The 13,138-nt window shown below is 52.5% G+C and carries 13 protein-coding genes and 1 pseudogene; 8 read left to right on the plus strand and 6 right to left on the minus strand.

Features of this window, described 5'->3' with window-relative positions; translation table 11 throughout:
* Positions 1-8 precede the first annotated feature (8 nt).
* Positions 9-1,283: an MFS transporter gene (locus DCH402_RS15505; protein ID WP_040002113.1), complete on the plus strand. Its 1,275-nt coding sequence runs from the start codon at positions 9-11 to the stop codon at positions 1,281-1,283.
* Positions 1,284-1,376: 93 nt separating this feature from the next.
* On the opposite strand, the gene DCH402_RS15510 is transcribed toward DCH402_RS15505, so the two are convergent.
* Complete coding sequence (locus tag DCH402_RS15510; protein ID WP_040002115.1) at positions 1,377-1,907, minus strand: GNAT family N-acetyltransferase; 531 nt, start codon at positions 1,905-1,907, stop codon at positions 1,377-1,379.
* A 202-nt stretch (positions 1,908-2,109) separates the two neighbouring features.
* Here DCH402_RS15510 and DCH402_RS23160 point away from each other — a divergent pair.
* Together DCH402_RS23160 and DCH402_RS22915 are read left to right on the plus strand one after the other, a co-directional pair.
* Positions 2,110-2,175, plus strand: a pseudogene (locus tag DCH402_RS23160) (LysR family transcriptional regulator); the annotation flags it as partial.
* Between the two features lie 25 nt (positions 2,176-2,200).
* Positions 2,201-2,458, plus strand: a complete 258-nt coding sequence (locus tag DCH402_RS22915) for a LysR family transcriptional regulator substrate-binding protein (RefSeq protein ID WP_040002117.1) — start codon at positions 2,201-2,203, stop codon at positions 2,456-2,458.
* A gap of 80 nt (positions 2,459-2,538) precedes the next feature.
* Here the strand turns inward: DCH402_RS22915 and DCH402_RS15520 are convergent, their stop codons facing one another.
* Positions 2,539-3,087 (minus strand): hypothetical protein, encoded by a 549-nt coding sequence (locus DCH402_RS15520; protein ID WP_226052515.1) that lies wholly within the window; start codon positions 3,085-3,087, stop codon positions 2,539-2,541.
* Between the two features lie 470 nt (positions 3,088-3,557).
* On the opposite strand from DCH402_RS15520, the gene DCH402_RS15525 reads away from it, so the two are divergent.
* The 4 genes from DCH402_RS15525 to DCH402_RS15540 are packed head-to-tail and all read left to right on the plus strand — an operon-like array spanning position 3,558 to position 6,554.
* Positions 3,558-4,793 carry a SpoIIE family protein phosphatase gene (locus DCH402_RS15525; protein WP_040002120.1) on the plus strand — a complete coding sequence of 412 codons (1,236 nt, stop codon included), beginning with the start codon at positions 3,558-3,560 and terminating at the stop codon, positions 4,791-4,793.
* Between the two features lie 27 nt (positions 4,794-4,820).
* Positions 4,821-5,372 (plus strand): SiaB family protein kinase, encoded by a 552-nt coding sequence (locus DCH402_RS15530; protein WP_012770798.1) that lies wholly within the window; start codon positions 4,821-4,823, stop codon positions 5,370-5,372.
* 2 nt (positions 5,373-5,374) lie between these two features.
* Complete coding sequence (locus DCH402_RS15535; protein WP_040002121.1) at positions 5,375-5,824, plus strand: DUF1987 domain-containing protein; 450 nt, start codon at positions 5,375-5,377, stop codon at positions 5,822-5,824.
* A 4-nt stretch (positions 5,825-5,828) separates the two neighbouring features.
* Positions 5,829-6,554, plus strand: coding sequence for a GGDEF domain-containing protein (locus DCH402_RS15540; RefSeq protein WP_040002123.1), 726 nt, complete (start codon positions 5,829-5,831; stop codon positions 6,552-6,554).
* Positions 6,555-6,615: 61 nt separating this feature from the next.
* On the opposite strand, the gene DCH402_RS15545 is transcribed toward DCH402_RS15540, so the two are convergent.
* Positions 6,616-6,957, minus strand: a complete 342-nt coding sequence (locus tag DCH402_RS15545) for a zinc ribbon domain-containing protein YjdM (protein WP_040002125.1) — start codon at positions 6,955-6,957, stop codon at positions 6,616-6,618.
* Positions 6,958-7,271: 314 nt separating this feature from the next.
* Between DCH402_RS15545 and DCH402_RS15550 the strand changes: the two genes are divergently transcribed.
* Positions 7,272-8,492 (plus strand): MFS transporter, encoded by a 1,221-nt coding sequence (locus DCH402_RS15550; protein ID WP_040002127.1) that lies wholly within the window; start codon positions 7,272-7,274, stop codon positions 8,490-8,492.
* A 77-nt stretch (positions 8,493-8,569) separates the two neighbouring features.
* On the opposite strand, the gene DCH402_RS15555 is transcribed toward DCH402_RS15550, so the two are convergent.
* The 3 genes from DCH402_RS15555 to DCH402_RS15565 all read right to left on the minus strand — a co-directional run bounded on the left by DCH402_RS15555 (position 8,570) and on the right by DCH402_RS15565 (position 12,520).
* Positions 8,570-10,333 (minus strand): L-tyrosine/L-tryptophan isonitrile synthase family protein, encoded by a 1,764-nt coding sequence (locus DCH402_RS15555; protein WP_040002129.1) that lies wholly within the window; start codon positions 10,331-10,333, stop codon positions 8,570-8,572.
* Positions 10,334-10,791: 458 nt separating this feature from the next.
* On the minus strand, positions 10,792-11,472 hold the full coding sequence (locus DCH402_RS15560; RefSeq protein WP_040002131.1) for an HAD family hydrolase: 681 nt from the start codon (positions 11,470-11,472) through the stop codon (positions 10,792-10,794).
* Positions 11,473-11,512: 40 nt separating this feature from the next.
* Entirely contained in the window at positions 11,513-12,520 is a 1,008-nt protein-coding gene (locus DCH402_RS15565; RefSeq protein ID WP_081642222.1) for an L-tyrosine/L-tryptophan isonitrile synthase family protein, read from the minus strand.
* Positions 12,521-13,138 lie beyond the last annotated feature (618 nt).

A 13,138-nucleotide genomic window follows, 5' to 3' on the forward strand; every position in this document is an offset into this window, starting at 1 on the left:
GGGACACGATGACGACGGTATCCGTTTCACATCACCAAGCCACACGCCCCAGCCTGTACAAAACGCTGTTTGCTACGTGCATCGGCAATGCGCTGGAATGGTTTGACATCGCGGTCTACGGCTTCTTCGCCAATTACATCGCCCACGCCTTTTTCCCCACCCAGGATCCGACGGTATCGCTGTTGCTGGCCTTCGGCAGTTTCGGCGTTTCTTTTTTGATCCGTCCGTTGGGCGCGGTGGTACTGGGTGCTTACGCTGATCGCGCCGGACGCAAGGCGTCTCTGCTGCTCTCCATCAGCATGATGTTGCTGGGCGGCGCAATGATTACCTTTATGCCCACCTACGCCAGCATCGGTCTGGCGGCACCGCTGTTGGTCATGCTGGCGCGCCTGATTCAGGGGTTTTCCGCCGGCGGCGAGTTCGGCAGCTCCACCGCGTTTCTGGTGGAGCATTTCCCGGAACGCCGCGCGTTTATCGCCAGTTGGCAGTTCGCCACGCAGGGCGCCAGTACCCTGCTGGCTTCGGCGTTTGGTCTCGGATTATCGCAATCGTTGAGCGAAGCCCAGATTCAGGAATGGGGCTGGCGCATCCCGTTCGCGTTTGGTTTGTTGATTGGCCCGGTGGGGCTGTACATCCGCCGTCACGTGCATGAACCCGCCAACTTTGAACAGGCCGAGAAAACCCAATCGCCGATCAAGACGCTGTTCACCCGGCAAAAGGCACTGTTCCTGATTGCCGTCGGCCTGATGGTGATTTCCACCGCCATCAACTACATGCTGAACTATGTCCCCACCTATGCCACCAAGACGCTGCACCTGCCGTCCGGCGCTGCGTTCAGCGCCACGCTGATTGCCGGCGTCATCCTGACGGTCGTCACGCCGCTGGTTGGCTTGTGGGCGGAAAAAGTCGGCCGCCTGCCGTTGATGTGGGGGGCGCTGCTGTTGCTGGCGGTAACCATCTATCCGGCATTCTGGCTGATGACCCGGTATCTGTCGGCGATGTCGCTGATTGTGGTGGTAGGCTGGATGGCGCTGCTGAAATCGGTGTATTTCTCCACCGTGCCGTCAATGATGGCTGACCTGTTCCCGGTCTCCACCCGCGCCAGCGGCATGGCGATCAGCTATAACGTGGCGGTGACCGTATTCGGCGGCTTTGCCCCATTCATCTGTACGTTATTGATTAGCGCCACCGGCAGCAACCTGGCGCCAAGCTACTACCTGATGATCACTGCGCTGATAAGCGTACTGGCGCTATGGCAGGCTCAGTTACGCCATCGCGGCTAGCAATCAATACCCGGTTCCCCGTCATGGCGGCGCGTTATGTCCTGGCGGGGAGCCTATCCGAACCTCGGACGCCACGCAGGCGATCGTCCGGCGTCAGTCATACGGTAAGGAGGCATCCCCCTCCCCCAGCGCACGTTGCAGCAATGTGGTATCCACCCAACGCCCGTGCTTCATCCCTACCGAACGTAACGTCCCCGTCAGGGTAAATCCCAGCGACAAATGTAATTGCAGCGAGGCCTGATTACCGCTGTCGGCAATGACCGACACCACCTGTCGATATCCTTGTTGTTCCGCCTGTAACAATGCGGCGGATAACAAGCGCTTGCCGATGCCTTTCCCCAGATGATCCGGATGCAGATAAATCGAATCCTCCAGGGTGAAGCGGTAAGCATAACGAGTACGATAAAACCCCAGATAGCAGTATCCCAACATGCGCCCGTTTTCCGTCGCCACCAGCCAGGGCAAGCCAGCGTCGCGAATTTTCTGCCAACGATCGCGCATTTCGGCTTCATCAGGCGCTTCGGTTTCAAACGTCGCGATACCATGCAGAACATGTTGGGCATAAATATCCCTGATGGCAGCGATATGTTCCGCCCGGGCATCCTCAATTACAATGGTGCTCATTAGTGTATCCTTGTCAAAACAGCAGGTTAGCGATTAGGCTGGGCCTTATTGCCGCACAAACCATCGTATGCGACAGCAGGATATCCACTAGCTTAACCAATCCCCGATAAAGGCAACAGACACAAACAGTTATGCCTGTCATAAAGGAAAGTTTGATATGGCCAGATAGAATCTGGAATTGCTGGAAACCTTTACCACGGTGATGCGGGAGGGCAGTTTTTCTGCGGCAGCCAACCGGCTCAACCTGAGCCAGCCGGCCGTCAACCAGCAATTTCGCCAACTGGAGCACTATTTTGGCGTACGGCTGGCCGAACGCAGCGGTAATGGAATTGGGCAGTATCGAGGCTATCAAGGAAATGGTGCTGGCCGGGCTGGGATGCAGCATCGTACCAAAACTGTCGTTGAACTCTGACGCGCTGACGCCAGCGTTTCATATTCGGCCACTGAGTCCGGTGCTTAACAGGACACTGGCGATTGTCATGCGGCAGGATAAACCCTTGAATAAGGCATTGCGCCTGGTTCTGGAAAGACTGAAAAAAGGGAAAATCTAAAAATAAGTCGCCGCCTGATAATAAATCAGGTCATTAATATATTTTCTGAATAACAAACGTAGCGGTAATATTTTTACGTATCAGCTCGGCTGCGGCAATTTATTGCTACCGGGAAGCGCCCAGGGAACCTCACCCGAACTTGCACCCAGCATTTGCTGTATTTTCTCGTAAACTTCTGCTGCCGACATACCGCTATATAAACCCTGGCTATAATAACCAAACTCCGCCGTACTCGCTGGCGCACGCCCGCCACTTACACTTAAATCGGCGGAAGTCATACGCTTACCGGTAAATACGTTATAGCTTTCACTTTGACCGTCAGGGTACTTCACTACCGAAACCAACACGCCGCCATAAAGCGGGATGCCCGTCATGCGCAGCGAGCGCTCAACGGTGGATTCAGTTTGCTGTTTCTGTAGTTTTTCTTTTGCCAGGCGCTCGTCCAGCGATGTCGTACGATCACGCGTATCGGTCACATCATTAGAATTGTTATCCGCAAATTCATTATTTGGCGAATTATTCATTTTTCCTGAGCTAAAGGAAGCGGATTTATTTACTCCGACAGCGTCGGTGCTCTCTCCAGAGCCGCCATTGGCAATATAACCTTGCTGTGGATAAGAAGATGCCATGTTTTGATTCTGAATACCCGATATGACCACGATTCACTCCTTTTTTATTTTTAACGATAGCATGCCTCTAAGGGCACTGATTTATTACGACGCACCAACACCTGCACACCGGAAGAAAAACAACACACCCGCCGCAGCGAGAATCACGCAGGACGGCTAAACAGACTCATGCCATCCAAAGCTATCAGGAAATAGAAGAGTGGTTGAAAACCACACGGGCGGCTTCATTTTTCACACTGCATTCACAAAATAGAAAAGACACGCCCACGTCTAAAATATATCGGCCAATTTATTTTTTTATTAATACGAAAAAGGCATAAAAACGTTCATTAAACGAACATGTCGGCAATATTTAGTCATGAGTGTAAAGACGAAACTGACAATTCCTTAGCGTTTCAACAGCCTGTCATGTTCCCGTCATCTGTCGCTGTTAACGTGGAGCTAGCCTACTTCTCCAGAAAGACAAAACAATGAGTGCCTTGCCGTCACAGGAACATCGGTTACGCTTCGCTTCCTTCCCAAGCGCACGCGACTTATGTATCACCACGCCGGATATCTCGCCCTCTACCGATAACGCCACCGTATTACAGTTGTTCAGCCGTCACAAGGATCTGGTGAGCCTGCCGGTGGTGGAGGATGGACGTCCATTCGGCTTGATCAACCGTCATAGTTTCCTGTCGCAAATGGCGCGCCCCTACTACCGCGAATTGTATGACCGAAAAAGCTGTATTGCTTTTATGGACAAAACGCCGCTGATCATCGAGGCCTCGACCTTATTGAGCGATGTCGCGGACAAGGCGGTCATCAGCGGAGAGCGCTTTCTGGCCGACGGCTTCATCATTACCGAAAACGGCCGCTATCTTGGTATCGGCCTGGGTATCGATCTGTTCCGCATCGTCTCGGATACCCATGTCCGCCAGCATCAGCAGATTGTGCAAAGTATAGAATATGCCAGCGTCATTCAGGGAGCGATGCTGACGCCGTTTCGGCAAACGCTGGCCGAGACCTTGCAGGATTGGTGTCTGGTGTGGGAACCGCGCGATTGCGTCGGCGGCGATAGTTACGCCTTCAGACAATACGCACATGGCTGGCTGGCCGTACTGGCCGATTGTACCGGCCATGGCGTGCCGGGCGCCTTTATGACGCTGATATTCAATTCGGCGCTGGAACAGGCGCTGGCGCAACACCGCCCGGACCAACCAGGACAACTGATCGGCGGCATTAATCGCTATATCAAAGACACACTGGGCCAAAAGAGCGGCTATCCGGGGCAAATGTCAGCGTCCGACGATGGCTGCGATGCGCTGGTGATATACGTCAATACCGCCGAGCAAACCCTGAGCTGGGCCAGCGCCCGCATGACGGCGTTCCTGCTAGCGGCGCAAAGCGGCGAGTTGCTGACGCTCGACAATGACCGTATGGGCGTGGGCTACACCAATACGCCATACGACTACAGTTGGCCAACATTCCAACGCCCGCTGTCGCCGCAAGATCTGTTTTTTGCCACCACCGACGGTTTGCTCGACCAGATTGGCGGCGAACGGCAGATCAAATTCGGCAAACGCCGTCTGCAGAACGTGTTGCAACGCATCAGGGAACTGCCGATGAATCAGCTTGCCGCCCAACTATTACATCATCATCGCATCTGGCAGGGCACCCAGACACGACGCGACGACCTTACATTTTGGGGCTTCAGGCACCCATGAACACGTTTAACCAGGTAAAACCGGAACATGTCCGACACGAAGTACACTGAATTTTTCGACCTCACCCAACAGCAAAATATCGCGCTGTACTATGTGGGGTATTTCTCGCAAAACATCATCTGCTCGCTGGCGGAAACGGTACGGCTGCAACTGGAAAAAAGCCGGGTGCCGCCCAATGTCCGCCGCAAGCTGTTTTCCAGCTTTGTGGAGATGGTGCAGAACATCATCCATTACTCCGCCTCGGCGCTCACGTCGGAAGAACAGGAACATGAAATCCGTCATGGCTCGGTATGCATCGGTTTTGAGGCGGGAAAATACTTTTTATTGAGCGCCAATCGGGTCTATCCGGCTGATGCGGAAACGCTGCGTCGGCGGCTGGAACCGCTGTGCACGATGACGCTCGATGAAATTCGGCTTGCCTATAAGGCCTCACTGCGTGAAGAGATCCCGGCATCCAGCAAAGGGGCGGATATCGGCCTGTTGACCGTTGCCCGCGATGCCAGCGAACCGCTGCAATTCACCTTTCGCAGCGACGCCACCACCGGGCTCTCCACGTTTTATCTGAAGGCGGTGATTTAACCATGACAGACATAATAACAACGGACAATCTTCATATTACCGGCACGGCCAGTACGCCGACGGTGGATTTTCGCTTCGACGCCCACCAGCTTTCGTTGTCCGGGGAGTCTTACCCGGAAAATGCGGCGGCGTTTTACGGCCCGCTGATCGAGCAGGTGCAGCGCTATTTACAAAACCGTCTTGTACAAAACCGTCTGGTACAAAACCGTCTCGCCGCAACGGCCGGACAACCGGCGCCTATTAACGTGCATGTGTCGCTGCCCTACTTCAACAGTTCCAGTACCAAAATGCTGTTCAGCCTGTTCAATATTCTCGATAAAGCCGCACAGCAGCAGCTTCCTATTGCGTTGCACTGGTATTACGACCAGGACGACGACATTGCCGAAGAGTTCGGGCAAGAGCTGCATATCGATTTTCCCGCGCTCGAATTCCATCCCCACATTCTGGAGTAACGGCATGAGTCGCTATGAACTGTTCACCCCCGAATACGACATCCTGCTGTCAGCCCGCAATATTGCCGCTCAGGCCGACATGCCGGCGGAGGTGTACCGGGAAAGTCTGATTATGCTGGCGGAACACTATCAACGACTGGTACGGGAAACCCACCGGCTGATCACCCGCAGCGACAGAGCGGAACGTGAGCTGACCCGCCTCAATACCCAATTACATCAGTTAGCGGTGGAACTGGAGTACAAAGCCACCCACGACCCGCTGACCGATGTATTCAACCGCAGCGCGATCATCGACCTGGTCGACCACGCGCTGGAACAGGAGCAAGCGGCACTGATAGTGCTGGATATCGACCATTTCAAGCAGGTCAACGACGCTTACGGTCACCCGACCGGCGATGCGGTGATCTGTGCGTTGATAGCCCGCATTAGAGACCTGTTACAGGGAAAAGGCAGTATTGGCCGCGTCGGCGGCGAAGAATTTACCATCCTGCTGGATGGCTATACGTTGATGGCCGCGGTGGATGTCGCCGAGCATATCCACACCAGCCTGAACCACACCGCATTGGAGCCGTTGCCTGAGCATCAGGTTACCGCCAGCTTCGGTGTCAGTTGGGCGCCACCGCATACCAGTTTCGATATGCTGTACGGCACCGCCGACACTGCGTTATACCGGGCCAAGCATCAGGGGCGCAACCGGGTGGAATATATACCGATCGATACCGTCAGCTAATCGACAAGCCGCCCGGTGCCATTCCGGGCAGCATTATTTTTCATCGCGCTGAATTTTCCGATCAGCTTTTCTTCACAAATTCGGATTTCAGCTTCATGGCGCCGAAACCGTCGATCTTGCAATCGATATTGTGATCGCCTTCCACCAGACGAATCCCCTTCACGCGGGTACCGATTTTCAGCGTCGAGGAGCTGCCTTTCACTTTCAGATCTTTCACCACGGTAACGGTATCGCCGTCCGCCAGCAGGTTACCGTTGGCATCCCTCACCACCAGCCCTTCCTCCTGCGCTCCTGCGTCCCCTTCCATCGACCATACATGCCCGCACTCCGGGCAGTTCAGCATGGCATCATCCTGCCAGGTGTATTCAGACTGACATTTAGGGCAGGCAGGTAGCTGTTGCATAATAATCCTCATTAAGATGGAAGAATCAGATAAAAACCTGATATATCAATAAATAAAAAATTTCGTATTTATTATTTTATCGCCTTTAACCAGGCACTGTCAGCAAAAAGAGTCGTAAAAATCGATATTGTTGCGCTCTCCCCATCAAAGCCACTCTATTTATTTAGTTTTCTCACTACCGCCGCTCTGCGCGAAAGAAACCGCCGACCCGTTATCGTTTACTTACCTCTGTGGAGAAAACTTCAGTTCAATAAAACAATAAGTTGGGTACACTGAACACGTCTTATTACAACTACCGGCCTGGATTACATTCCGTGGAAATCGCATCACCACTTAAAAATCCTACTTTTCTGTGTTTCTGGTTAGGACAAATTGCGTCCTCTTTTGCCTTTCAGATGCTGATCGTCGGGATTGGCTGGCAAATGTATGAATTGACCAATAGCGCCTTGAACCTCGGTCTGGTGGGATTAGCGCAATTCTTGCCGCAACTGGCGCTGACGCTGGTTGCCGGTCATGCCGTCGATCAGTACAACCGTCGTGTGATTATCCTCTGCTGCCGCCTGCTGATGGCCGCCACCATACTGGTGCTGGTGCTGGGTAACCTCACCCATACCATCAGCGCTGCGATGATTTATGCCTGTTCCGCCGTGCTGGGTGCGACGCGGGCCTTTGAAATGCCGGCGACGCAAGCGCTGCTGCCAAACCTGATAGCGCCCAGTTTGTTGTCTCGTGCCGTGGCGTTGATGGCGTCGGCTCGCGAGGCCACGGTGATTGCCGGCCCGGCGCTCGGCGGCCTGATTTACCTGATCGGCGCCACCACGCTTTACGCCACCAGCGTAGCCTGTTTTCTGGCATCATTTTTGGTGCTGCTGCGGTTAAGATACGAGTACAAGGCGCCGGCCCGCGCGCCGGTCACGCTGGCGAGCTTGTTTGGCGGCATGAATTTTATCCGCCGTAATCCGGTCATTCTCGGCTCGATCTCGCTGGATATGTTCGCCGTGCTGCTCGGCGGCGCCACCGCCTTGTTGCCTATCGTCGCTAAAGATATTCTGCACACCGGCCCGTGGGGGCTAGGGTTACTGCGCTGTGCGCCCGCGCTCGGTGCAGTGCTGATGTCGATTTACCTGAGCCGCCGCCCGCTCACCCGCAACGTCGGTAAGATCATGTTCTCGGCGGTCGCGGTGTTCGGCGTCGCCACCATCGCGTTTGGCCTGTCCACCAATCTGTTTCTGTCGTTGTCCGCGCTGCTGTTGCTGGGCGCGTCCGATATGGTCAGTGTTGTCATCCGATCAACGCTGGTGCAACTGGAAACGCCGGACGACATGCGCGGCCGGGTGAGCGCCGCCAACTCCATTTTCATCGGCACCTCCAATCAACTGGGGGAATTTGAATCCGGCGTGACCGCCGCCTGGTTGGGGGTGGTGCCGGCGATCGTCGTCGGGGGACTCGGCACGCTGCTGGTGGTGGCGCTGTGGATGAAATATTTCCCAACGTTGACCCAACGCCAGACGCTGGAAGCGGGAGAGAACACGTAGAACCTGCCGATTAGATGACGGGGCGGATAGATAACGGGGCGGAACCGCCCCGTGTTACTGCCGTCGTTCCGCAGCGATTAAAACACCTGCACCCGCCACAGTTCGCGGCCACGCGAGGCCTCGGTCATCGGCAGCCGGCCGTGCAGCGTCTGCCAGTTATCAAGAATCAGCAGATCGCCCTGCTCCCAGTCATGCGCAATCATGCAACGTTCATCGTATACCAGCCGGTCAAGCTCCTCGATGAGAGCCCGACTTTCCTGTGCGGAGACGCCTTCCACCTCAACCGTGAATTTTTGCAGCTCGGAGTCGCTGCCTTCCTGATAGCGGAACGCCTTCTTACCGGTTTTTGGGTGCGCATACACCAGCGGATAAGTGCGAGGCTTGCCGCCGAAATAGGTCATGGGCGTGTTATAGGTAATGTGGACGTCTTCCCACTTTTTCACCACGTCCGGGCCAACCATATCCATCACAATGCGACCATCCACCACCGTGGTGCTGCCTTCGCCTTTTTTCGGCGGGGTCTTGCAGTACAACATGAAGCGCTCCGCGGTAAACCAGGGGTTGCCGCCGACCTGCTCGTGATCCAGCCGAATCATGCTCAGGTCCCAGTGTATCGGCGTTTTCTCCAGCGAGTGCACGAATCCACTCGGTTTCTCCTCCGGTTTAACCACATGCACCGCACCGAATTGCCACTGGAAAATTTCGCCAAACGGCTGGCAGAACGCTTCCAACTGCTCGCTGCGCTCAAACTGCACGCCCTTGATACACACGAAGCCAAACTGAGCGGACAGGAAAGCCAGAAACGCCGGCGACAGCGCCTTAACGCCCAATCCGTGCGGATCGTCAATCTTCAGGCCGAACAACGGTTGTTTAAGCAGTTCATAGTCGAACTCTCTGGCACCGGCGTCATCGGCTTCCACATACACCCATGGCCGCCCCTGATAAGTCACCAACACATGGCGGTCTTTATCAATACTGGCGTGCCCCTGTAGCGAAACGTCCCCTGACGCGGCCAGAACCGGCACGCTGTGCCACGGTTGGCGCACGATGGTGAGACCATCGGTAAAACCAAAGGTGAATTTCGGGCCGTCATTATCATACTGATGAACCGACAGGCGTACGATATCGGGAAATGCCCGCTCAACCAACGCACTCAACGCCTGACCGCGGTACATCATCTGATAGGCTTTTTCCACCACACTGTTCAGGTAATTTTCATCGGACTGCTGGGGTTGCCGGTTCAGTCGCACATCGTTATACAAATAACTGCAAATCTTATCGTGCGTCGCCGCCAGTTCGGCGTTATTTCCGACTCGCTTGATAAAATCGGCAATGCCTTTGTAAGGTAATCCGGCTGATTTAATCAACGCTTTTCGGGTTTCATCGTCCGAACGTGTTTCCGGGAAAAAATCCCCGAGTTCTTTCCATTCAATATAGGGCGATTGAATCAACTCGCGTAATTGGTGGTTATAAGCTTTACGCGTTTCATCCGGAACGTCGACAATATCATTAAAGGTGGTGCCATCGCTCAGAATAGTCACCTGACAGCCGGGCTCATATAAAGACTGAATCGCTTTCGCCAATGATTCCAGACGATTAATGGAAATCACATCACCATAATCCGGTAAAGTGCCAAACGACTTATCGACGACATTGGGCGATTTGCAAGGGAAGCCAGGCAGGACGAACCTGACAGGCGTGGCGGCTTGCAGGAAGGCACCGATTTGTTTTTCCAGAAATATACGCCCTTCCGGCTCAAAACGATCGCTCTGAGCCTGAACCAGATAGGATTTTACGATATCAGCTATCTTATTAGCCGTCTCTTTAATACTGTCGTGCATAATTCTACTCCATTAATATTGAGTATATACCCGTCATACTTCAAGTTGCAGGTGCGTTGGCTTTCCTCGCTCACTCCGGTCACTTACTTGAGTAAGCTCCCGGAGATTCGCTGCGTCGCCGCCTTCCTGCAACTCGAATTATTTTGGGTATATTCATTGTTTCCATTCATCGAGAAAACCGTTCACAGAGAAAACCGCTTACATAGAAAACAATGTATCGAACGTTCCTTGCATTCCTCTACCCCAACCTGTAAATGGGCACGCCATTTCACACTGAAATGACACCGCCGCCAGTAAAATAAAAAAACCAGATAAAAGTGCTATTAATAATACAGCACACCGTCAGCATCATGGTGATAATTAAAATGAACCAGGAGCCAACAGCATTAATGATTTATTTTTCTTGCCGCGTAATATTGCGCCGTCTTATTTCACCTTATTTATCCTGCGTTTCAGCATCAGACAACAGACTCCTGCAACGCTAAATGCAGACACAGGTAGGTATTCAGCTCTGCCACGCTGTGGCAAACAGAGCTCGGTTGCCAGGCGGTAGTGCCGTCTGCGTTACCGTATCCCCAGGTCACGTAAGCAACAGCCACGCCGGCATTATTTGCCGTTTGCACATCGATTGACGTATCCCCCACATACAGACACCGCTCATGCGACGTCTCCAATGTCGCCATCACCTGCCGCAAACCGGTAGTATCAGGTTTGAGCGGCCGATCGGGCCGGGCGCCGTACACCAACTCAAAGGTGTCTGGCGGGAATAACGCCTGCAGGATTCGGTTGGATAGCGCGTCATCCTTATTGGTCAATACCGCCAGCCTGACGCCTTGCGCTTTTAACGTCACGACCAGCTCTTTCACTCCGGCATAGCAGACGGTATCGTGCAGACAATGTGCCTGATACAACGCGTGGTAGCGTTGCGACAGCGCCGTTGTATCACTGATGCCATGATGTCTGGCGGCAGCGGCCAACATCTTTCCTGACCCGCCGCCAATATGCGCCCTGACAATGAACGCCGGGTCCGGCGTTACGCCGAACTCGCCCAGCGTCTGATGCAATGCAAATGCAATACCGGGCAAGGTATCGACCAGCGTACCGTCCAGATCGAAAATCACGGCTTTATTTACCGACATAATCACTCCATACCGACATAGTTACTCCATACCGACATAGTTACTTCACATTGAGTTGGGTGCTGATGTAATGAAAAGGACGGCCTGATTTGAAAATCAGGTGATGATGGCGTTCATCCACATTGCTGCGCTTTTCCAAATAGATGTCGGTTCCCCGTTTCACCGCCACCGAGTGCCACGGCGTCCGCCAGCGATCCCTGACCGGAGCCAGCTTGATACCGATTTTTTTAGAAATCCGGAATTGCGGATGAATCGACAAACGCACAGCCTGCGGGAATTTCTCTTCCAGATGCTGACTCCAGGCTTCGCTACGCTGAATGACGCGATAAGCCGCCACCCGGGCTACTTTCTGGATTTGTGCATTACTCACGCCGGCAAACTCCTCCATACCGCCGTAATCCTCACACAAAAAGCGTGTTACGCCTTTATACATGGAGGCGGCTTCCGGTTCTTCTTTCACCCGTTTTTTCAGCGTCAATAATGACGTGCCATACTGAATCATCAATTCTTCCCGCATGGAATCGAGATCCTTGATTTCCCGATATGTCTCAATCAGGTCATACATAAAAAACATGCCTGGATATTTCTTCATGCAATAATCACTGATCATATCCGTATAATCCTTTACCTGATGATCCGGAATGCGGACGACATCGGAAAAGACATAACCGTCAGAACAAATACCAATGACTGCCCCAGGTTGATAAACGCTGCGAATGTCCTGACATAATTCATGCAAATTATCCAGCGCATACAGTTCTGCATAATCAGGCAGATGGCTGAGGGTTTTCTTGCGATTCGGCGATTTTCCCGGAAACGCGGGAAGCACCATGACGATGGGCTCCTGACGGCTGACAGCGTGGATAATATTATCGAGATGAGGTGCAATTTCATCCTCATACCGATAATGCTCCTGACCGTCTTCATCCACCAGACAACGACGTGCAAATATCTTTTCAATAATCGCCAGCGCAATATTTTTATGTTCCGGCTTCATAAGAAAATCATTGGTACCATCCAGCGACATTCTTTTTATCTGAGTATTCATCTGAATAACCTCCATATATTTTTTATATCCTTCATATTTCGGTCGACAGGTACACAACCGGAATCACCCAGACTCTTCAACAGCATTATTGGTATATACCCGTCATACTTCACGTTGCCGGTGTGTTGTTCAACATGCGAGCGTGTTGTCCTGTAACCCGAATTATTTTGGGTATAGAACATGCTATCCGAACTTTAATCAAGCCATTTGATTAAATAAAGCCATATTTTCTTAAAGACAATAAAACCCAGAAAAAACACTGAGTCAATGGGGAATATTGCCGTGAGCTTAAGTCGATAATTTTATGCCGTCAATAGAACTTATTGAATATGATAATCACCTTTTTTGAATAACAAGAAATCCTCGCTGAAACTATTTACCTGTGAAACTCTAATAAATAAAATCAATAAGATTTAAATATATTTATCCATCTTTAAAATGGATGAGCATAATCAGCCATCATGCCATTTCTAATGAGGAAATAATAAGAAATAAATTTCCACCCTGTATCTTCCTTCGCATGTCTATACCCAAAATAATTCGGGTTACAGGACAACACGCTCGCATGTTGAACAACATACCGGCAACGTGAAGTATGACGGGGATATAGATGTATTG

It is taken from the genome of Dickeya chrysanthemi NCPPB 402 (genome assembly GCF_000406105.1).
Taxonomy (GTDB): domain Bacteria; phylum Pseudomonadota; class Gammaproteobacteria; order Enterobacterales; family Enterobacteriaceae; genus Dickeya; species Dickeya chrysanthemi.